General features: G+C 69.0%; 17 protein-coding genes and 1 pseudogene. 15 read left to right on the top strand and 3 right to left on the bottom strand.

Features of this window, described 5'->3' with window-relative positions; genetic code table 11:
• Nucleotides 1-34: 34 nt before the first annotated feature.
• Nucleotides 35-523 (bottom strand): MarR family transcriptional regulator, encoded by a 489-nt coding sequence (locus ABZS58_RS46610; protein ID WP_354790805.1) that lies wholly within the window; start codon nucleotides 521-523, stop codon nucleotides 35-37.
• Nucleotides 524-560: 37 nt separating this feature from the next.
• Entirely contained in the window at nucleotides 561-1,310 is a 750-nt protein-coding gene (locus ABZS58_RS46605; protein ID WP_354790803.1) for an SDR family oxidoreductase, read from the bottom strand.
• Between the two features lie 1,475 nt (nucleotides 1,311-2,785).
• Here ABZS58_RS46605 and ABZS58_RS46600 point away from each other — a divergent pair.
• The 14 genes and pseudogenes from ABZS58_RS46600 to ABZS58_RS46535 form a co-directional block, all read left to right on the top strand.
• Nucleotides 2,786-4,111: a hypothetical protein gene (locus ABZS58_RS46600; protein ID WP_354790802.1), complete on the top strand. Its 1,326-nt coding sequence runs from the start codon at nucleotides 2,786-2,788 to the stop codon at nucleotides 4,109-4,111.
• The gene (locus tag ABZS58_RS46595; protein WP_354790800.1) at nucleotides 4,108-5,031 is read left to right on the top strand and encodes a glycosyltransferase; all 924 of its coding nucleotides are present in this window, start codon (nucleotides 4,108-4,110) and stop codon (nucleotides 5,029-5,031) included. The genes ABZS58_RS46600 and ABZS58_RS46595 overlap by 4 nt, the downstream gene beginning before the upstream one ends.
• A 41-nt stretch (nucleotides 5,032-5,072) precedes the next feature.
• The gene (locus ABZS58_RS46590) at nucleotides 5,073-5,972 is read left to right on the top strand and encodes a polysaccharide deacetylase family protein (RefSeq protein ID WP_354790799.1); all 900 of its coding nucleotides are present in this window, start codon (nucleotides 5,073-5,075) and stop codon (nucleotides 5,970-5,972) included.
• A complete protein-coding gene (locus tag ABZS58_RS46585; RefSeq protein ID WP_354790798.1) occupies nucleotides 5,965-7,449 on the top strand; it encodes a polysaccharide biosynthesis C-terminal domain-containing protein in 1,485 nt (494 codons plus the stop codon). Before ABZS58_RS46590 ends, ABZS58_RS46585 begins: the two co-directional genes overlap by 8 nt.
• 50 nt (nucleotides 7,450-7,499) lie before the next feature.
• The gene (locus ABZS58_RS46580) at nucleotides 7,500-8,831 is read left to right on the top strand and encodes a carbohydrate-binding domain-containing protein (protein ID WP_354790797.1); all 1,332 of its coding nucleotides are present in this window, start codon (nucleotides 7,500-7,502) and stop codon (nucleotides 8,829-8,831) included.
• 293 nt (nucleotides 8,832-9,124) lie between these two features.
• Nucleotides 9,125-9,997 carry a glycosyltransferase gene (locus ABZS58_RS46575; protein WP_354790796.1) on the top strand — a complete coding sequence of 291 codons (873 nt, stop codon included), beginning with the start codon at nucleotides 9,125-9,127 and terminating at the stop codon, nucleotides 9,995-9,997.
• Nucleotides 9,972-11,441 carry a glycosyltransferase family 4 protein gene (locus ABZS58_RS46570; protein WP_354790794.1) on the top strand — a complete coding sequence of 490 codons (1,470 nt, stop codon included), beginning with the start codon at nucleotides 9,972-9,974 and terminating at the stop codon, nucleotides 11,439-11,441. Before ABZS58_RS46575 ends, ABZS58_RS46570 begins: the two co-directional genes overlap by 26 nt.
• 122 nt (nucleotides 11,442-11,563) lie before the next feature.
• Nucleotides 11,564-13,006: a glycosyltransferase family 39 protein gene (locus ABZS58_RS46565; protein WP_354790792.1), complete on the top strand. Its 1,443-nt coding sequence runs from the start codon at nucleotides 11,564-11,566 to the stop codon at nucleotides 13,004-13,006.
• A 113-nt stretch (nucleotides 13,007-13,119) separates the two neighbouring features.
• Complete coding sequence (locus ABZS58_RS46560) at nucleotides 13,120-14,745, top strand: glycosyltransferase (protein WP_354790790.1); 1,626 nt, start codon at nucleotides 13,120-13,122, stop codon at nucleotides 14,743-14,745.
• Nucleotides 14,746-14,939: 194 nt separating this feature from the next.
• Entirely contained in the window at nucleotides 14,940-15,500 is a 561-nt protein-coding gene (locus ABZS58_RS46555) for a hypothetical protein (protein ID WP_354790788.1), read from the top strand.
• Between the two features lie 5 nt (nucleotides 15,501-15,505).
• Nucleotides 15,506-16,402: a hypothetical protein gene (locus ABZS58_RS46550; RefSeq protein ID WP_354790787.1), complete on the top strand. Its 897-nt coding sequence runs from the start codon at nucleotides 15,506-15,508 to the stop codon at nucleotides 16,400-16,402.
• A gap of 46 nt (nucleotides 16,403-16,448) precedes the next feature.
• Nucleotides 16,449-17,240, top strand: coding sequence for a hypothetical protein (locus ABZS58_RS46545; RefSeq protein WP_354790785.1), 792 nt, complete (start codon nucleotides 16,449-16,451; stop codon nucleotides 17,238-17,240).
• Nucleotides 17,237-17,437, top strand: coding sequence for a hypothetical protein (locus tag ABZS58_RS46540; RefSeq protein ID WP_354790784.1), 201 nt, complete (start codon nucleotides 17,237-17,239; stop codon nucleotides 17,435-17,437). The genes ABZS58_RS46545 and ABZS58_RS46540 overlap by 4 nt, the downstream gene beginning before the upstream one ends.
• A gap of 527 nt (nucleotides 17,438-17,964) precedes the next feature.
• A pseudogene (locus tag ABZS58_RS46535) lies at nucleotides 17,965-18,315 on the top strand (FtsK/SpoIIIE domain-containing protein); the annotation flags it as partial.
• 69 nt (nucleotides 18,316-18,384) lie between these two features.
• Here ABZS58_RS46535 and ABZS58_RS46530 read toward each other — a convergent pair.
• On the bottom strand, nucleotides 18,385-19,203 hold the full coding sequence (locus tag ABZS58_RS46530; protein WP_354790782.1) for a DUF6406 domain-containing protein: 819 nt from the start codon (nucleotides 19,201-19,203) through the stop codon (nucleotides 18,385-18,387).
• Between the two features lie 683 nt (nucleotides 19,204-19,886).
• Between ABZS58_RS46530 and ABZS58_RS46525 the strand changes: the two genes are divergently transcribed.
• Nucleotides 19,887-20,096: a hypothetical protein gene (locus ABZS58_RS46525; RefSeq protein ID WP_354790781.1), complete on the top strand. Its 210-nt coding sequence runs from the start codon at nucleotides 19,887-19,889 to the stop codon at nucleotides 20,094-20,096.
• Nucleotides 20,097-20,169 lie beyond the last annotated feature (73 nt).

Raw genomic sequence — 20,169 nt, 5'->3', positions numbered from 1 at the left:
ACCGATCTGGTATCGCCGCTGACGGTCGCCCGGTTCATGGCCTGGGCAGCGTTCCCCGGGCCAGGATGTTCTCGTAGATGTGTTCGAGGGCCTCGCTGAACGGGGCCCGCAGGTGCGCCGGCAGGCCGTCGAAGAACAGGTCGTGGACCAGGTCGACGTGGCCCGGCGCGGCCGCCTCGAGGGCATGCCGGCCGGCGGTGGTGAGCGACACCTCGGTCACCCGCCGGTCGGCGAGCGCCGGATCGAGGCTGACCAGGTCGCGCTGGGCCATCCGCCTGGCATGGTGGGACAGCCGGCTGCGTTCCCAGCCGAGCTGCGTCGCCAGCACGGACACGGCCAGGCAGGACGCCGGGGCCACGCTCAGTGCGGTGAGCACGTCGTAGTCGGGCAGCGACAGGTCGTGATCCGCCTGCAGCTGGCGGTTGATCTCGTACGAGAGCCGCAGCTGCAGACGGATGTAGGCGAGCCATGCGCGCTGCTCGTCACGGTCGAGCCAGCCCCGGGCCGGACGTTTGGCGGTCATACCGCCATCGTGCCAGTTACGTGAAGTGTCACTGACGTCAGAGCTGCTCGGCGCCGCCATCGACGAAGAGTTCCGCGCCGGTCATGAAGCTGCTGTCGTCGGAGGCCAGGAACACCGCGGCGGCCGCGATCTCCTCCGGCCTGCCCAGCCGCCCGAGGGGCACCTCGGCGGCGAGCGATGCGAACAGCGGCTCGACGCCCGTGGGGTCGCCGGCCAGCCCGGCCAGACCCGGCGTCTGCACCGGACCTGGAACCAGCGTGTTGACCCGGATGTTCCGGTCGACGAGTTCGGCGGCCCAGGTGCGTCCGAACGATCGGATCGCCGCCTTCGTCGCCGCGTAGAGCCCGAACGCAGGCGTGCCGTTGGAGGCGGCGGTGGAGCCGGTCAGGATGATCGATGCACCCGGCTTGAGCAGTGGTAATGCCTTCTGTACGGTGAAGAGCGTGCCGCCGACGTTGCGGTCGAACGTCGCGCGGTAGTCCTCGGCGGTGATCGCCCCGAGCGCGGCGAAGGAGCCGCCACCAGCGTTGGCCATGAGCACGTCAAGGCCCGCGCCGCGCTGTTCGACGGCTGCGAAGAGCCGGTCGAGGTCGTGCGGGTCTGCGATGTCGCCGGCGATGCCGGTGGCGGACGAGCCGATCAGTGTCACCGCTTCGTCGACGGCTTCCTTCCTCCGCCCGGTCACGAAGACGTGGGCGCCCTCATCGGCGAAGCGCTGTGCCGCCGCCAGCCCGATTCCTGAGGTTCCGCCCGTCACCAGTGCCGTTTTGCCCTGCAGTCGATTCATGTCGTGCTCCTTCGTTCGTGGACGGCGTGCCGCCTTCACCAACTTACGTGACATATCACGTATTCCCGTGGTGAGCGTTCACACACACCTCGCCGACCCTGGACGCGGCCGTGTCCGGCTCGCCTCCCTGCCCGCCGGCACAGCAGGTAAACCCGCACGCCGCCGGGGCGCGAGCATTCGCCTGCACTGCGGCTGCCGACGTACAGCGCCTCGCCCTGCTTGACGGTGATGCGGTACTCGTCGCGCGACACCGTCGAACTGACCGTTGCCGGCGATCCCCCATCTGCACCGGCGACCAGGAGGCCTACACGGCCGGCGCGTTCGTCTACCACACCACCGCCGAATCCACGTTCGACACTCACGGCCGGCCCGTGACGGCATTTGACGGTCGGGGTAAGCAGTCCACGACCAGCTACACGATGAACAGGGCCTTGATTCCTGGGGAGAACGGGAAGTGCCTGTGCCAGGGACGATCGAATCAACGAGGGTTCCACGCATCCGAACGGGTTCTGGCGAGCCGTTGCGGGGGCACCGCACGCCCGACGCCGACATTCCGGCCACATTACCGACGGCTCGCCCCTCGTGCAGGCGCGGTCTACGGGACTATCGTGCTCGCGAGACCAGCATCTTCCGTCGTGGATGCCGATCTTCCATCTTTCCTCCGCAGATCCGCGGCCACATGCATGGCCGATCTCCGACTCCGCGGCGTCGACGCAATCTCAATCGTCCACAATGGATTGCGCTGGTGCTGTCAACCCGCACGCCGACCGCCACCAGCAGGCAAGGTTCTCCTCGTCGAGGCGTACGTTGACGTGGATACGAGCACCACCGCAGGTTGCGCGGCGGGACGTGCTGGGACGAACGGGTTGAGACAACCTGCGATGGCTTCGACTGCCCGGCACCCGCCGGACACGATCACGGCATGCGTGAACGCCTGCGCGTACCACGCGGCGAGCAGCGATACCTGCCGATCGAGCAGCTGTGGTGCGGGGAAATCCGGATCATCGTCAGGGTCGGGTCGCCCTAGGTGCGCCGAGACGAGGCCGGGGGCGACGAGCTGCAGGTCGGGCAGTTGCGGGTGCTGGAGCAGGCCCGCGCCGTCCTGCACGGCGTCGAAGCCGACCGCTACGCAGGATGACAATGGCTCATTGTGAGTGCTGACGGGCGTGGCGTGGTTGGTCACGCCGGTGCCCGGCTCCTCGCCGACGTTGGGCAGGTGGTGGTCACCGGCCCGCCGGTTTGGGCAGTTGGTGCAGCAGGTCAGGACGGTGTCGGACCGAGCTCGAGCACAGGGTGGTTCGCTACTCGCCACCTTCTCACCCTCCTCATGGAGGTTTGCGAGACCCGCGTCGGGCAGGTGGCGGTTCGCAATACGGAGGCGGTTTGTGTCGCCGAGCAGGGCCACCGGAAGAGACCGGACCACTGGACGAGACCTGAGCAGTGGAAGAGATGAAGCATGCCTGAGGAGCTTCGCAATGGCTGACGGGAACCGCATGCCCGCCGTGCGGCTTGACACCTCAGTCCCCGCCCTGCTGGTCAGGATCGGCCGATACCCGGTGCACGCCGGCACCCTCGGTGTGGTCCGCTCCCTGGGCCGGCTCGGCGTCCCGGTCTATGCGATCACCGAGGACCGTCTCACACCGATCGCGCTCTCGCGTCATGTCGTCGGCCGCTTCATCTGGCCGGGCAGCGAATGGCACGACACCGAGCGGCTGGTCGAGAGCCTGTGCGCGCTCGGCCGTTCGTTGAGACGACCCGTCGTGCCGGTGGCCACCGACGATGAGGCCGCCGTCCTCCTGGCCGAGCACGCCGCCGCGCTCGCGGAGTACTTCCTTCTGCCGCGGGTGACGCCGACCCTGCCGAGGCAAGTGGCGAGCAAGCGCGGACTGTTCGACCTGTGCATGGCCCACGACGTGCCGACGCCGCGCACCCTTTTTCCTACGTGCCGGGACGACCTGCGGGCGCTCGCCGACGAGCTCACGTTCCCGGTGGTCGCCAAGAACGTCGCGCCGTGGACGCGCCTGCGGGCGCCGGCGGTGTCGACGACGACGCTCGTGTCGAGCGGACGTGAGCTGCTGGACCGTTTCGCGGGCCTCGACGATCTCTCGAGCGTGCTGCTGCAGGAGTACATCCCGCACGAGCACGCCGAGGACTGGTTCGTGCACGCCTATTGTGACGAGGGCTCGTCGACGGCGTTGAGCTTCGTCGGCCGGAAGGCGTATGCGTGGCCGCCGGGACGCGGGTGCACCGTCGACGCGCGCGCGGCCATCAACCCGATGCTGAGCGAACTGACAGCCAGGTTCTGCAAGGAGATCGGCTACCGCGGGGTCAACGATCTCGACTGGCGGTACGACCGGCGCGACGGTCGCTTCAAGCTGGTGGATTTCAACCCCCGCGTCGGCGCGCAGTTCAGGTTCGGCCAAACCGAGGATGGCGTCGACGTGGTGCGCGCGCTGCACCTGGCGATGACTGGCCGCACCGTGCCGGCGGGCGATCAGGACTACTCGCGGCGGCTGATCGTCGAGAACCTCTACCTGCCGGCCAGGGTTCTCCAGCGGTTGTCGCGGCTGCCGGCGGCTCCGCGGTTGCAGCCGCCGGGTGTGCGTACCCATGGCGCATGGCTCGAGGCGAGCGGGAGGGATCCGCTGCCGGTGCTCGCGATGGTGCTCCGCTTCGGCGGCCAGGCCGTCGCATCCGTATTCCGCGCGGCCTACCGGAACGTGCGGCTGCGGTTGGCCGGACACGCCCGAACCGGAAGCGGGCCTCGATCTCACGCGAGTCGTGCGGGCGGTGACCGGTGACATCGCCTCAGGCCCCGCGGGTCTCCATCGGCATTCCCGCATACAACGAGGCCGCCAACATCGGCCGCCTCCTGCGCGACGTCCTCGGGCAGGACGAGACCGGCTACGAGCTCGTCGAGATCATCGTCGCCTCCGACGGCTCGTCCGACGGCACGGCGGCCATCGTGAGCGGCATTCCCGACCCGCGCGTCAAGCTTCGCGACTCTCGGGAGCGGCTCGGCAAGACGACCCGCATGAACCAGCTCCTGTCGGGCTTCGACGGCGACGTCCTCATCCTCCTCGACGCCGACGTGTCGGTTGGCGCGCCGGACTTCGTTTCGTGCGCTGTCCGAGGCTTCCGGCCCGAGTTCGGCGTGATGGCCGTCAACGCCGTGCCGATTCCCGGCCGCACCCTTGTCGAGAAGTGCGTGGTAGCCGGTTCGTCGGCGGTCGAGTGCGCCGCCAGGCATTGGGACAGTGGCTCGAACTACCTGGCGTTCCGGGGTGCCTGCCTTGTCCTGGGGCGAGAGTTCGCCCGCCGGCTCGAACTGCCCGCATCGCTCGTCGCCAACGACGCCTACGTCTACTTCCGTGCCTGTCAGCTCGGCTACCGCCCGAAGTACGATCCCGATGTCCGGGTGCATTATCGCTCCCCCAGCACCCTTCGCGACCACCTGCGCCAGTCGGAGCGCTTCCGGCACTCAAGAGCCGAACTGGACCGGATGCTTCCGGACGTCAGAGTCCCCGAGTCCTGCCGCGTCCCCCGCAGCGTCCTGGTCCGTGCCTTCGTGGCGCAGCTGCGCAGACGACCGCTCGCGCTCACCGGCTACGTCGTCATGACCGCCTGCACCCGCCTGCGACTCGGTCGAAAATCCGAAGTCACCTGGGACATCGCCACCTCAACCAAAGAGCTTGGTATCGCATCATGCAGCACCGAGTAGTCAATACGACCATCTTCTTCGATTACGAGAGCACGTGGGGCATGCCCGCCGCGGTGCCCTACGACCTGGCCGCCGCCACCAGCACCCTGCTCGACGTGCTCGGGCGATACTGCGCCAGAGCGGTGTTCAACACCACCGGCAAGATCGTCGAGGATCAGCCGGAGCTGATCGCACGCATCGCACGTGCCGGCCATGAGATCGCCATTCACGGCTATGACCACACCAACCCGGCACGCATGACCGTCGCCGACAACCAGCGGTTCGAGGCCGACTTGGCGCGGGTGGAGGCCAAAGTCGTCGAGCTCACCGGCACCCGTCCGGTCGGCTTCCGCTCGCCGCACCTCGGGGCGCCGCGATTCTTCGACGCCTCCACCTACGACATCTTCGAGCGCCGCGGCTACGCCTGGGCCTCCAACCGCGAGATCCGCTTCGTCGACGAGGCCACTTCGCCGCACATCATCGGCCGCGGCGACGTCATCGGCCTGGCCGGCAAGCTCATCAGCCGCCTCGGTCTCGACCGGGTCGGGTTGCTGCGCCGGACCGGACTGGTCCTGCTCAACCTGGACCTCGTCTGGCGCGAGCAGACCAGGCGTCCCGTCAGCCGCGTCGCCAATCTCGTCTGGCTCGTGCGGCGGCCGGCTCCGTTCCAGCGCAAGCACCTGACCGAGATCCCCATCCTGTCCCCTCTCGATGTCGACTTCCTGAGCGCTCGCATCGACCCCGCGCAGCCGTCGCCACAGAACCAGGTCGACCACATGGTGAGCAGCCTCTGCCGCCTGTTCGACGAAGCCGGGGATCACTTCAACCTCAACTTCCACGACTGGATCATCGGCACGTCGAACCGCGTCGAGGTGCTCGACCGGACCGTCGCGTACATTGCCGCCAGCGGCCGCGCCCGCTGGGTGCTGGCCCGCGAGGGATTGGCACGGCGGCGTGCTTAGTCTCACCCGGCAACGCTCGGCCGCGGCCGGCGGTGCCGTTCTCATGCTGCGGTTCGGCCTTGGCGCCGTCCTCAACTACAGCCTGGGCGTCGTACTGGCCTGGATGCTGACGCCATCGCAGTTCGGTGCCGTCAGCGTGCTGCAGAACGTGCTGTTCCTCTGCTCGGCGCTGCTGTCCGCCGGCTTCCCCTGGGCACTCACGGGTGTCATCGTGCAGGCGGAAGCCCGGCTCGGCGTGGATGCGGCGTATCGGGCTGCCATAGTGGGCAATCTCGGCTTCGGCGTCATGCTCGCACTCGTCGTCGTGGGTGCTCAGGTCACTCGCAACGTGGTGCCTGGCGCCTCCGTCGCGACCGTCGCGGTGATGGCGATGACGATTGCGGTGACGTCGATGAGCACGACGCTGCAGGGAGCGTTGCATGGAGAGCGGCGCTTCGACGGTCTGAGCTTCGTGCAGACGACGGGCATCGGCGTGAAGGTCGCGTTGACGCTGCTTCTTGTGAGCCTGGTGCATCTGCGGGTCGGCGGGGCGGCCCTCGGCTTCCTGGGTGGCGCGATAGTCGCGGCGGCAGCCGGGGCCTGGGCCCTGCGGGACCGGCTGCCTCGGCGCGGCCCGATGGCTTGGCGCGTCACCACCACCCGGGCGCTGTCGATGGCCGTTGCCACCTCCGCGATCAGCCTGATCCTGACGACCGACGTCGTTGCCCTGAGCCTCGTCGGCCAGCGGCACGGCGTGAGTGCGGGCGACGTAGCGACCTATCAGGCGGCTGCGGTCCTTGCGCGGGCGCCGTACTTCGTGGCCGAGGCCCTCAGCAGCGCCGTGTTCCCCTTCATCGCGAAGGCGGAGACGGCGGCCGCGGTGAGATCCTGGTTTCTCGCCGCCTACCGATGGGTGCCGCTCGCGCTGGTGCCCTTGCAGCTGATCCTGCTGGTCGCCCCGGGGACCGCGCTGGCGTTGTTCTTTCCCGCGCCGTACGAACAGGGCGCCGACATCCTGCGCATCCTTTCTATCGGTACCCTCGGGCTGCTGACCGCCGACATGCTGCTCAAGACGCTGTACGCGCGTGACCTGACGACGTCGTTGGCACGGCGGGTTCCGATCGCGCTGATGATCGAGGTGACCGCCCTCATCGTCGCCGTGCCCCGGTGGGGAGCGGTGGGGGCCGCCGCCGCCTTTGCCGTCGGCAGTTGGGCCGCGGCGGGACTGCTCGGCCATCTGTTCGTCAGGCAGTACGGCGCGTCCTGGCCGACCCGCAAGGTTGCCATGCGCTACCCGCTGGCCCTCGCGCCACTGGTCGTCCTGCTCGCGGTGGCTGGCGCCGTGCCGGAGTGGCCCGCCGTGGCGGTGATCGCGGTCGGCCTCGCCCTCTACGCGGTCACCGCGGTTCGGGTTCGACTCGTGCGGCACGAGGATGTGATGCGGGTCTGGACCGTCCTGCGGCGGTTGCGACCGAAGCGACGGGCTGCCCAGGCATGAGACGGCGTGTCACGGGGCTGCGGTGGATTCCGTGCGCGTCCGTCGCGATCGTGTTGCTGGGCTACGGCCTGTTCCTGCACGGGTCGCGCACACCGCTCACCACTGTGGATCTCGAGGCGGAGTCGATGCGGGTGACGTCCGGGGCAGCCGGCACTTACCGCGATCCTTCGGCCTCCGGGGGAAGGGCCTTGCAGATGTGGACGGACGCGACCGCGAGCACGGAGCTCACGGCACCGGCGGGGACCCGGCTCGTCGTCCGTGCTCGTGGGGACCAGTGCTCCGGGGCTCCGGTCATGCGGGTACAGGTGGACGGCCGGACGGTCGAGACGATCCAGGTGCAAGCGTCTTCCTGGGCGGACTATGCCATCGCCGGTTCCTGGGGAGCCGGTGCACATGCGTTGTCCCTGAGCTTCTCGAACGACCTCATCACCGACGCGTGCGATCGCAACCTCCACATCGACCGTGCCGTCTTCGACGGGTCGAGCCCGGCCTCGCAGCCGCAACCGCAACCTCGCCTGCTCTGGGGCCTGGGTCCCGGGATCGGGGACGCCGTCGAGGCCCCGGTCTACCGTGATGCCGGCGTCAACATGGTCACGACCTGGTACAACGGCCCCTCAGACCTGGAGTGGATCAGCGGCTACGCCCGGCCGTCGACGATCTCCGACCTCTACGGCGCCGGCAAAGCGGTCGAGCTCGTGGTGTGGCTGGCAGACCACCCGGAATACGCGGTAGGTGACCAGTTTCAACGCGATATCAGGGTCGTCACCTCGGCCTTGAAGGGCAGCGGGCCGCACTACGGGCCGCTCTACGTCGTCCTCTTCACCGAGTTGGAGACCTACTCGTCCGACCCCGGGTATCCCCGGCGCCTGAAGGCGGCATACCTCAACGCGGCGGCGGCCATCCGCGCCGAATACTCCGGTGCACGTGTCGCACTCGGCTTCGGCGGCTATACCTGGGGCAGCTCCGGCGACCGCGACCTGTCGTTCTGGTCCGACGCTATCGCCGCCAGCGACTTCACCGCGGTCCAGCAGATGCACGCCTGCGACAACGAGCACGACGGCCAGAGCGCGCTGGTGGCCCAGATCCGCAGTTCCGTCAGGCAGTTGGGCTCGTACGGCAAACCCGTCATGATTTCGCATTTCAAGCTGTGGGGAAACCCCGCGTGCCAAGTGCGAGCCTTCGACAAGTTCGCCAAGGCGATGTTCACCGATTCGTCAATGGGCGAGTTGACGAGCAATGGGCTTTTCGCGTGGAATTTCATGCTTGACCACTACATCGACGACCCCGGTCCGGTCCGTGAGGCATCGGCGGCACTCATCGGCAGGTATTCGGCATCGCTTCCTCCGTCGCTGCACAATCCGACGGCCGGGGTGCCCTTGTGAGAATCTCGCCGCCGCGCCGTGCCGCCACACATCAATCCCGCATTCGACACGATGATTGTGGCGGCGGTCCGCGCGTTCCGTTACCGCCGATGCGGACTATTTCGAGTTCTTCCGCAGCCACGGATAGGGACTGCTAGGCTCAATGACAAAGCCACTGCACGGCGCGTTGACCTGCCCGGAAGGCCACGTCGCGCAATGATCCGGCAGCTCGGGATCCATTTTCTTCCTTCGATTTGTTGCGCCTGCACCCATCATGCATTCAAACTCCCGAAGAATAGGTGAGGTTGGTCAAATTGCTCCTGCACGACCGACAAAGTCAGGACAGTTCTGGGCCTTCTCTCGACGCCGCCGGCGTTGACGGATCCTTTATCTCCGACGTCGCGCGGCCCGCAGTGGATCTCGAGGTGATCATCCCGGCGTACAACGAGGAGGGCCGCCTCGGCGCCACGCTGCGGGACTTGGCGCGCGAGATCGCCCGGCTCCCCTGCAGCTGCGGCATCGTCGTCGTCGACAACGGCAGCACGGATCGGACCGCAGACCTCGCGGACCGCGGCTACAGCGGCCTGCCCGTCCGCGTCATCGGTTGTTCCCGGCGGGGAAAAGGGGCCGCCGTCCGGCGCGGAATCCTCACCTCGCGGGCGCGCTGGGTCGGATTCTGCGACGCCGACTCCTCGACGCCGGCCGACCTGATCCCGCGCGTCGTCGAGCTCCTTTCCGCCGGCCACCGGATCGTCGTCGGATCCCGGTACTGCAGCGGTAGCCGGCTCCTCGTCCGCCAGCCCCTGATTCGTCGCCTCGGCAGCCTGGGCTTCCGATCGCTGAGCCGGGGCATGGTCGGTAACCTGTCCGACACGCAGTGCGGCTTCAAGTTCTTCGAAGCGGCGCTCGCCCGGCAACTCTTCATCCAATCGCGCCTGTCGGGCTTTGCGTTCGACCTCGAGTTCCTCGCCCTCGCGCATCGGTCCAACATTCCGATCACCGAACTGCCGGTCGACTGGACGGAGCGCGACGGCTCGTCGTTACGCCTGGTCAGGGACGGCGCCCGCGCATATCTGGAGCTGATAAGTCTCCGCCTGCTGGACAGGGGTCCCGGCGACCCGCTGTCGCTTCGGCCCGGCATCATCGCCCAGGCCCGCGAGCGTGGGCCGATGCTCGTCGAGACGTAACGCCATCTGCTGGCGCGAAGCGCTTCATTCGACTTCACGAGGGGGAAACGCGGTGACGGTTCAGCACGTCGCTTTGCTCAATTGGCGAGACAGGAGCCACCCGCGCGCCGGCGGCGCCGAACTTTACTGCGAGCAGGTAGCCCAGCACCTTGTGCGGCAGGGGGTGGCGGTCACATACCTGACGGCCCGGGTACCTGGTCTACCGACCGTCGAGGACCGAGAAGGCTTCCGTATCGTCCGGATGGGGGGAACGTTCACGGTCTACCTCGCGGTGCTGCTGTGGCTGTGGCGGCACCGCACGAAGATCGACGGCGTCATCGATTCTCAGAATGGAATTCCGTTCTTCTCCCCGCTTGCTGTGGGGCGGCGGGTCCCGGTGGTTCTCCTGATCCACCACGTCCACCAGCGACAGTTCGCGGAGTACTTCGGCTGGCCGATGCGGTGGGTCGGCCGGTGGCTGGAGAAGACCGCCACGGGACTGGTCTACGGCCGCCGGTCGATCGTGACCGTCTCGCCCTCCTCGCGGAACGCCATACGCCAGGAACTCCGGCTCAAGGGGAACGTCTTCGTCGCCCCGTGCGGGATGGACCGCCCCAACGCACCGGACGACCAACGGCGTGCGGCCCGGCCGCGCATCGTCTGCGTCAGTCGCCTCGTGCCGCACAAGCGCATGGACCTCGTGCTCGAGGCTGTCGCCAAAGCCAGGACCGTGATGACCGACCTGGAACTGCACCTGGTCGGCGACGGCCCCGAACTCGATACCATTCGCACGCACATCACACGGCTCGGGCTCGAAACAACCGTCGTGGTCCACGGACGCGTCACCGACGCCGAGCGAACCGCGATACTGCAGACGGCGTGGATCACCGTCAGCGCGTCTGCCGGTGAAGGATGGGGACTGAGCATTCTGGAGGCTGCCGCGCTGGGCGTGCCGGCCGTGGCGTTGCACGTGCCCGGAGTGCAGGACGCAGTCCGCGACGGTCGAACCGGCGTGCTGATCGACGACGAGTCCCAGCTCGCCGACGCGATCGTCTGCCTGATCGACCGCCTCAGTGACCCCGCCGAAGCGACAGCATGGGCATCTCGGGCGTGGGCGTGGTCGGGCCAGTTCACGTGGGAGCGTTCCGCCGGCCGGATCCGGCTCGTGCTGGAGGCCGAAGCCGCCCGGCTCGCGCTGCGGAGACCCGACCACCGGGCGGCGTGCGACGTCGTGACGGTCGTCGAGCTGGCCGGAGCGTCGCTGCCCGACGCCGACGAACTGCGGATGCGGTGCCGGCATACCGACACCTGGTCGGTGCGCGGCGACAGGATCATCGGACTCATCCACGGCGCCGACGAGATCGACGCGCTCGCGGTGCTGCAACGTGCCGGGGTGCGGCCCAGCGACCAGGTCCGCGTCCGCCTCCGCGTCGGCCGGCCGCACGACCTGCTGGAGTACGCGTGAGCAACGGCAAGACACGGGAAGCGCCCCTGATCCCACTCGAATCCACTGCAGGAGCGTCGACGCGGCTGCTCGAGAAGGCGGCGGCACCAGCCGGCCCGGAGCGTGTGGACAGGCGCCGATCGTTGCGTGTCCCGGCAGCGCTGGCGGTCATCGTCGCGGTCGGTGCGGTGCTGCGCGTGGTTCCGCTGCGCAGCGTCTGGATAGACGAGGCAATCAGCATCGGACAGGCACGCCTGCCGTACCTCACGATGCTGCAAGACCTGCGCTCGGCCGACGTCCATCCACCGCTGTGGGGAAGCGTGCTTTGGCTGGACATCCGCCTGCTGGGCGACGGTCCGCTCGCGGTCCGCGTCCCTTCACTGGTCGTCGGCACCCTCTGCATCCCGTTGGTGTACCTGGTCGCCCGTGAGCTCTACGATCGGCGCGCGGGTGTCGCGGCGGCACTGCTCACCGCGGTGTCTCCCATGGCCGTCTGGTACTCCGCGGAAGCGCGGATGTACGCGTTCTACATCTTCTGGTCGCTCCTCGCAGTGCTCGGACAGGCACGGGCGATCCGGCGCGGCGGATGGCTGGACTGGGGCCTGTTCGCGGTCGCGTCTGCCGGCCTCCTCTACACCCACTACTTCTCGCTGCTGCAGCTCTGCGCCCAGCACATGGCGTTCGCCGCCATCGTGATCCGCCGCAAGCTCAAGCGGGAACGGACGGCCCGGAGACTGCTCGCCGGGTGGTTGCCGGCGACCGCGGTGACGCTGGCGCTCCTGCTGCCGCTGCTCCCGTACGCCGCAGAGCAGGTCGGGAACTTCATCCAGTCGAGCTCCGGCGCGTCCACGAGCAACGCCCCATCGGGCGACGGCCAGCGCTTCGTCTCGCTGTACGCGATCCTGGCCAACCTTGTGTGGGCGATGTGGGGATACCACTCCGCCGCCGCGATGGAGCATCTGGTCGCGCTCTGGCCGATCGGCATGCTCGTCATCCTGCTCCTCCTCGGCCGGGGGCGTTCCCGCTCCACCGCCCTGCTGGTGTCGCTCGTCGTCGTGCCCTTCGTGCTCGCCTACCTGCTCGGCTCGAAGCAACGGAACTTCTTCGAGCTCCGCTACTTCATCTCGGTACTGCCGCCGCTGCTCATCCTCACCGCCCGTGCGGCGACTGGGTGGCTGCGGACCGAGACCGCGAGGGCAACGGCCGTCGCGGCGATCGCGCTGACCATGGCCGTCGGCCTCGGCGACCAGCAGTTCAACCCGTCCAATCCCCGGCTCTACGACTACAACGGGGCCTTTCGCCTGGTGAACGAGGAGGCCCGCGCCGGGGACCTCATCCTGTTCGCCCCCGGATACCTCGAGGTACTGGTGCGCTACTACCACCCAGCCGTCACCGCCGTGCCGATCAGGGGCGGCGTCCCGCTGCCGACCCAGCACGGCGGCCGGACGTTTCTCATGGCCAGCTATCTCGACAACCCGGACAACGCGAGCCTGGTGGGCGGGGCGCTGGCGCAGCTCGCCGCCGAAGGGCGGACGGTGCAGCGGCTGGAGCACCGGGAGAACGTGACGATCTGGATTCTGCGATGACCATCACCGAGCCGAGAACCGACCAGCGCGCCGACCCGAGAACCGACCAGCGCGCCGACCTGAGAACCGCCCCATCGCGGTGGCGGCCGAGACGGGCCAGCCGCCGTGAGGCGATGGCGTTCCGGCTCCTCGTCATGCTGAGCCTGGCCGCATCCGTCTGGTACTTCGCATGGTTGCTGCAGCCCAGCCGGGTGGGCAATCCCGTGCTGTACTGGGTGCTGGTGCTGGCCGAGACCTTCAATCTCGCGCAGGCGCTCGGATTCTGGTGGACCTGCGCGCACAATCGAGCGGCGCCGCAGCCGAGGGTGCGCCGGACCGCGAACCTCAACGTGGACGTGCTGATTCCTGTCTACAACGAACCCGTGGAAATCATCGCGCCCGTGGTGCAGGCCGCGGTGCGGCTCAAGGGCGCACGAGCGCACGTGGCGATCCTCGACGACGGGAACAACCCCGAGGTGCGGGCCCTCGCGAAGCGGCACCGGGCGCGGTACCTGCGGCGCGAGTCGAACCGGGGCGCCAAGGCCGGCAACATCAACGACGCCCTGAAGCGCACGCACTCGCCGCTGGTCGCGGTCCTCGACTGCGACCACGTGCCCGGCCCGCGGTTCCTCGAAGCCACCGTCGGGCATTTCAGGAGGCGTGACGTCGGGTTCGTGCAGTCGCCGCAGTACTACGCGAACGCGGCCGAGAACGAGGTGGCGCGGGCCGCCTGGTCGCAGCAGGCGCTGTTCTTCGGCAGCATCGCCAACGGCAAGGCCGCGCTCGGCGCGATGTTCTGCTGCGGCACCAACATCGTCTTCCGCCGCGCCGCGATCGAGTCGACGGGCGGCTTCCCGGAGGACACGGTCACCGAGGACTTCGAGCTCTCCGTGCAGCTGCACGCGGCCGGCTGGAAGTCGGTGTACGTTCCCGAGGTGCTGGCCCAGGGGCTGGGACCGGAGGACATGCCCTCGTACGTGAGCCAGCAGCTGCGCTGGTCCCGCGGATGCATCTCGGCGATCCCGCTCGTGCTCCGCTCCCGGCTGCCGCTGCGGTTGCGGCTGCAGTACCTGCTGTCCGCCTCGTACTTCCTCTACGGCTGGACCACCCTCGTGTACATGCTGATGCCGCTGGCGCGGATCGTCTTCGGCTGGCAGCCGCTGGCGTCCGCGAGCGCTTCCGACTTCCTCCTGCACTTCGCGCCGTACTTCCTGCTCTCCATCACGAGCGTCGCGGCAGCCGGGTTCGGCACGTACGCCTTCACCGCCTTCGCCCTGGCGGCGACGAGCTTCTGGATAGGGATCGTCAGCACGGTCCGCGCACTGCTGCGGCGACCTGCGAGGTTCGTCGTGACGCCCAAACGCGGAAGCACCGGGTGGCAGCCCGCCGCCGTTGCGCCCTCGCTCGTCGCCACCGGCGTGCTCGTCGCCGTGTCCGTGTGGGGGCTGCTGCGCGATCCCACGCCGGGAGTCCTGAACGCCGTCGCCTTCGCGGCGGTACATTCCGCCATCCTGTTGCGGGGCGCCGCGCCCGCGCTGCGGTTGCTGCGGCGCAGGGTTGCCGCGGTCGAGCCCGCTCCCGCGCGCCCCGGGGTCCGCGCCCCGGAGCCGGCGCTCGCCGAGGCCCCGGCACCGTCCGCGCGGTCGTCGGCGCCCGGCCACGACGGCGAGGCAATCGCCAAACCCCGTGTCCCGCTGGACGAGGTGGTCCCGTCCGGTGCCGGTGCGGCGACACCGAGCGAGACGAATGTCAGCGCCTGACCGCCGGTGGGGCGGCGACCGAACGGCGCGGTCCCGGGCGAGGCTGAGGCCCGGCGCGGTCGGTGCCAGCGATGGATCACCGGTTCGCACAATGGTGCGGTCGGTGGGCCGCCAGGGACTCGAACCCTGAACCTACGGATTAAAAGGCGGGGTCGGGGGGCGTATGAGGGGCGCGGGTGACGTACCGTGGCCTCGTGCTGCTCTCGGGATCGACCGAAGAGAGTCACCTGTATATGGATCTGCAGCCGCGCCCCGGCTGCGGGTTCGACGGCTTCGAGTGGGACAGCCACTCGACGCAGGTGCGCGGGGAGGACCCGGTCTCGGTATGTCAGGGGAGCTGTCCTGATTGTGGGACCGCTCGGGAGTTTGAGTTCGTGCGCATCGGGCAGGAGCCGCCACCGCCGGCGCTCGGCGGCCCGGAGCCGTCGCGGCTCATCGATCCCGGGCAGTTCCTGAGTCTGGCGAGGGAGGCCGCCGCGCTGGTCCCGGCCAGCCCGGCGCTGTGCCCGCCCGATCAGATCGCCGACGCGCGGGAGGCGATCGCCGTGGCGGTGGCGGCGATGGACGAGGTGGGCAAGTTCGTGCCGGCCGGCGCCGACGCGGTGCCCGTCGAGGCGTTCACGTCCGAAGCCGGCAGGGCGCTGTATGGCGCCGACCCCACGCAGTTCCGGCGGCGGCGGGTCGATGCGGTCACCGCGTCGTACCGCGAGGTGCTGACCGCATATCAGGTTGCCCGAGGAGGGTTCGATCAGTGAAGCCCATGGAGCTCCGTGCGATGGAGGTCGAGCGGCTGCCGCTCGCGACGCTGACCTTGGAGCCCGTGCAGTTGCAGGCCCGGCTTGGGTTGCGGTTCACGGAGCTCCCCGGCAATCTCGGCGACGAGTTGTTCGCGCTCGGCCAGCTGGCCGACGGCACCGTCCTGGGCTTTTCCCGCCTGATCGGCTACCAGCGGCCCGGCACCGACCTGTACCAGTACGCGGACCGTCCCCCGCGGGACGTGCTGACCGAACTGCTCTTCGAGACCGACCTCACCCACGACGAGGTGTCCTGGCGGGTGCCAGCGGACGACTCGGACGACGACCGGATCTGGGCACGGTCCCACCCGGAGGCGTATGCCTACATCCTGTTGCACCGGGAGCCCAGTGACCAAAGCCCGATGAGGCTGAGGGACCTGGACATCACCAGAGACGACCAGGACGTCTGGTCGGTGCGCTATCCCAACATTGTGGTCCACATCCGGCCGCGGACCGGCCCTCGGCTGCTGGGCGGTGTCGGGGTCTACTCGCACCCCGACGACCCGCCGTCCGGCATCATCGACCCGGGCGGGTGGATGTACCTCGCCACCGAGTGGGAGGCCGCGGCCGGCCAACTGCTGCAGGGTTTCGGCCCCAGAGCGATCGACGTGCGGGAGTACTGGTCGGTGTACGACCTGCTGCTGCAGTTGCTCCACTTGCCCGAGGAGGCGTTGCGGTTCCTGCCGCCGGACCTGGACGAGCTGCCGGTGCGCGCGTTCTGGACCGCGCTCGGCCAGTGGATGCTGCGGCGGAACCCGCACGCGTTCAACCGGGCCGAGTTGACGGCGAAGGCAGCGGAGTACGAGACCACGCTCGCGGAGTTCAAACGGATCTACGGTCCGCCGCCGCCGCGGCCGCAGTGAGCCGTAGTGATGAGCGGGCGCGAGGTCCTTTGAGAAGGGTCGATCAGTGCAGGCCATGGAATTCCATGCCGTGGAAGGCGACAGCACACCGTTGGCGAAGCTCACCCTGGAGCCGCCGGAGCTGCGGGAGCGGCTCGGGCTCAGGTTCCTGGAGGTCGACAGCGGCCTCGGGCCCGTGCTGTTCGCGTTCGGGCAGCTGGCCGACGGCACGGTCATCGGCTTCTCCCGGCTGATCGGTGACGAGCGGTACCCCGGCACCGAGCTGTACCAGTACGCCGGCCGCCGCCCGCTGGACGTGCTGACCGAGCTGCTCTTCGAGACCGGGCTGGACCACGACGAGGTGTCCTGGTTGACCGCCCCGCCGCTCGATGAGGACGAACTGCTGTGGGCCCGGTCCCGCGCCGAGGCGGACACCTATCTCCGTCTGCAGGCGGCGTTCGAGGATCGGCCCGAGGACCCGGTGGAGGACGCGGTCGACGCCGAGGTTGACGGCCACCCGGTGGTGCGGTGCCACGACGTCGAGCTCCACCTGCTGTCCCCGTCGGGCGGCACGACCCAGTCGTCCAAGATCATCGATCCCGGTGGCTGGCTGGCCATCGCCTTCCAGCGGGCCGGATCCGGGCAGCACCGGCGGGCCGCCGAGGCGGTCGGGGAGGCGCTGCGGTTCCTGCCGCCCGGCACGGACCGGCTGCCGGTGCGGTTGTTCTGGACCCCCGTCGGCCTGCGCACGCTGCGGCAGCACCCGCACCTGTTCAACCGTGGCGCGCTGGAGGCGACGTTGGCGGAGTACGAGGCGGCCGCCGAGCGGTCCGGTCAGACCTACGGTTCGCCGTCGTGAGGAGCGGCGACGCGCTGTGGTCCCGCTCGGACCGCGAGTCGTCCATCTACATGTACATCCACCCGTGCGGCTGCGGTTCGGTGGACTTCGATCCGGAGCGCGAGGTGCGCCAGGTCGACGGCGTCTGGATCAGCCAGTACACCGGCGAGTGCCGCAACTGCGGCACCCGCCGGCAGTTCGTGTTCCGGATCAGCTAGGAGATCCCGCAGCTGGCACCCGGTGCCTGGTCGACCCGCACCGAGCCGTCGGAGCTGATCGACCCGGGCGAGTGGCTGTCCATCGCCGACGACCTCGGCGTCGCCGCCGACGACGACGTCCTCGAGCTCGACGAGGAGCAGCAGTGCTACCGGCGGGTGGATCTGGGGCTGGCGGCGGGCGCCATCGAAGAGATCCTGCTGTCACTGCCGGCGGGCGCCGACGCGGTGCCGGCCGAGGCCCTCCGCTCGAGGTGGGCCGGCGCCTGTACGCGGCCGACCCGTCCCGTTTCCGGCGGGATCAGCTGGAGTTCGCCCGCGCGACGTCTACGTCAGCCTGGGCGGTGACGTCCAGCCGCACGACTGGGCCGGGTGGCCGCTGCGGGCGCGCAGCGTCAACGAGGCGAGCCTCTTCGCCGAGCTGCGCCGGTGCGGCTGCGGGCAGATCGAGTTCGACCGCAAGGACCTGTGGGTGCCGGCGCCACCCGGCGAGACCCGCGCCACGCTCACCTACAGCGGCGACTGCCACCGCCGAGCTCGGCCTCGCTGAGCTGCTCGACCTGGACGACCCGTACCAGTACGACCCGAACCGCGCGTGGGGGGTGCGACCCAACCGCGACCGGCTGCGCGTGCCGATCGGGATCGCGCCGGACGGTTCCCCGATCGACCTGGACCTCAAGGAGTCCGCGCAGGAAGGCATGGGGCCGCACGGCCTGCTCGTCGGCGCCACCGGTTCCGGCAAGGGCGAGCTGCTGCGGACCCTGGTGCTGGCCCTCGCCTCGATGCACTCCTCGGAGATCCTCAACTTCGTGCTCGTCGACTTCAAGGGCGGCGCGACGTTCGCCAAGCTCGACCGGCTGCAGCACACCAGCGCCGTCATCGGCGAACGACCCGATCCCACCCGCGACCCCTACGCCTGAGGCCCGTGCCGCACCTCCTCCGTCGCACCGCTACATCGGTCGGAGCGTGGCCGGGGGCGACGGCAGGGTCGGGCGCAGGTTGGCCATGAACGACTGGATGCCGGATCCGACCGAGAAGAGGCGTTCGGCACACAGGTACTCGGCCGGACTGCCGTAACCGCGGGCGAGGTACTGGTTGCCCAACTGCAGCGCGTCCCCGGAACGCATGACGAAGATCTGTTCGGCGACGTGGGGGCTGATGCCGACGGCGAAGTAGCCCCCTACCCCGATGGCGATCACGACATAGTCCTTGGTGAACCATTTCCCGACCTGGCGCTGACCGCTGCGGAGGTCGTAGATGGGGTTCTCGGGGTGCACACCGAGAATCGGCGTGAACGGGTCGAGTGACACGTGCGTCCCGGGAATCCAGATCTCCTCGACCGGGGCGGCGCCATTGTTGTGGGCCAGCCACATCCGGAACGTCCGCGGCAGCCGCTGCCCCAGATCCTGCTCGAGCTGGCCGATCCCGGCCTCGTCGACCGTGCCGAAACTCCGGAACCCGACCTTGACGTAGTCGCGCCGCCCGGCCGGCGGTCGGTACGGCGGCGAGCCCGGCACGACGTACCGAAGCGTCACGGTCCAGATGTCGGTATTGGCGATGACGGCGTCGTCGAACCGCCACGTGTTCTCCCCCACCGGGAACGTGTCACCCAGGTTCAGCTCGTGCGTCGACTCCTCGCCCGCCGGCGACACGACCGCGAGCACCAGATGGGGCGGCGACGTGTTGAAGGTGAGCACGCCGCATCGCGCGCGGTCGTCGAACCACGGAGACATGCCGCGTTCCAGCATCACCTCGATGATCTCAGGCATCCACTCTCCCTTGTGTCGCGCCGTCAGATGAGCGACTTGAACCATTCCTCCGGCGGCAGGACCTGCTGGAACACCTGCACCGAGACCGCCTCTGCGGTCGCCGGTCGATCAGGATCGGCAGCGCGCCGGGCACGTCGCCGGGCATCACCGCACCCGGTGCCTGGAATCAGCCGCTGTGCTGGACCTGCCAGACCGAGACCTCCACCGTACCGTCGCGTGCGACGTGCGCGAGCAGCCCCAGGTCCCTGCCATGTACGCGTAGAAGCTGTCCATGATCAGCAAGAATCTTGAATCTTGCCTGGTCAGCCATGGTCGGGACGGCGGGATTCGAACCCACGACCCCTTGACCCCCAGGATCGGAACTGTTCCACTGTGGAGTGTCGGCTCATGTCGGCCTGTGCTCTCACATCAAGTGACCTGCCCATATCAACACGGCTGCATGTTGGCCGGTGTTGCGTCATGCTTCCGTGTCCGCCTGAAGTTGATCTCCATCGTGAGCGCGGTGTTAGCGCTCGCCAATCAAGTACCGCTCGTGATGCTGCGTCCATACCGGCTCTCAACCCGGCCGCCCGCGATGCCGAACTCGGTCCGCAGTCCGCGCATCGATCTGAGCCGGCGCTTGAGCCGATCTTGGCCTGCTTCTACCCGCCGGCTACACCGGCAACGCCGCCAACTCGGTGCTGGTGAGCTTCGGCCCCACCAGCACCATCGCACCGATCGTGCTGCGGATGGGGGCGGTCAGCGCGACGATCCCGACCACACTGGCGCTGCCCTGCTACGGCACCGGCACCGGCACCGGCACCGGCACCGGCACAGCGACGTTCGCGCCGTACCCCACCAGCGCCACCGCCCGCCCTACCACGGTGCAGGTCAGCTTCGTCGGCCAGCTGTAGCCGGCCTCGCCGTACCGACCCCGAAGTGGCGCCGGCCCGGGCGGGGGGAAGGAGCCCCCCCCCGGGGGCAGAG

The sequence above is a fragment of the Dactylosporangium sp. NPDC005555 genome, from assembly GCF_040605635.1.
Lineage (GTDB): Bacteria > Actinomycetota > Actinomycetes > Mycobacteriales > Micromonosporaceae > Dactylosporangium.
Note: the sequence above shows the minus strand (reverse complement) of the source record. Positions and strands in the feature narration are given on the sequence as shown.

Coding starts and splice junctions, on each gene's coding strand:
- ABZS58_RS46590 (WP_354790799.1), top strand. CDS start 5,073: ATGCCCGCCGCGGTGCCCTACGACCTGGCCGCCGCCACCAGCACCCTG.
- ABZS58_RS46605 (WP_354790803.1), bottom strand. CDS start 1,310: ATGAATCGACTGCAGGGCAAAACGGCACTGGTGACGGGCGGAACCTCA.
- ABZS58_RS46560 (WP_354790790.1), top strand. CDS start 13,120: ATGGCGTTCCGGCTCCTCGTCATGCTGAGCCTGGCCGCATCCGTCTGG.
- ABZS58_RS46530 (WP_354790782.1), bottom strand. CDS start 19,203: ATGCCTGAGATCATCGAGGTGATGCTGGAACGCGGCATGTCTCCGTGG.
- ABZS58_RS46550 (WP_354790787.1), top strand. CDS start 15,506: ATGGAGCTCCGTGCGATGGAGGTCGAGCGGCTGCCGCTCGCGACGCTG.
- ABZS58_RS46610 (WP_354790805.1), bottom strand. CDS start 523: ATGACCGCCAAACGTCCGGCCCGGGGCTGGCTCGACCGTGACGAGCAG.
- ABZS58_RS46600 (WP_354790802.1), top strand. CDS start 2,786: ATGGCTGACGGGAACCGCATGCCCGCCGTGCGGCTTGACACCTCAGTC.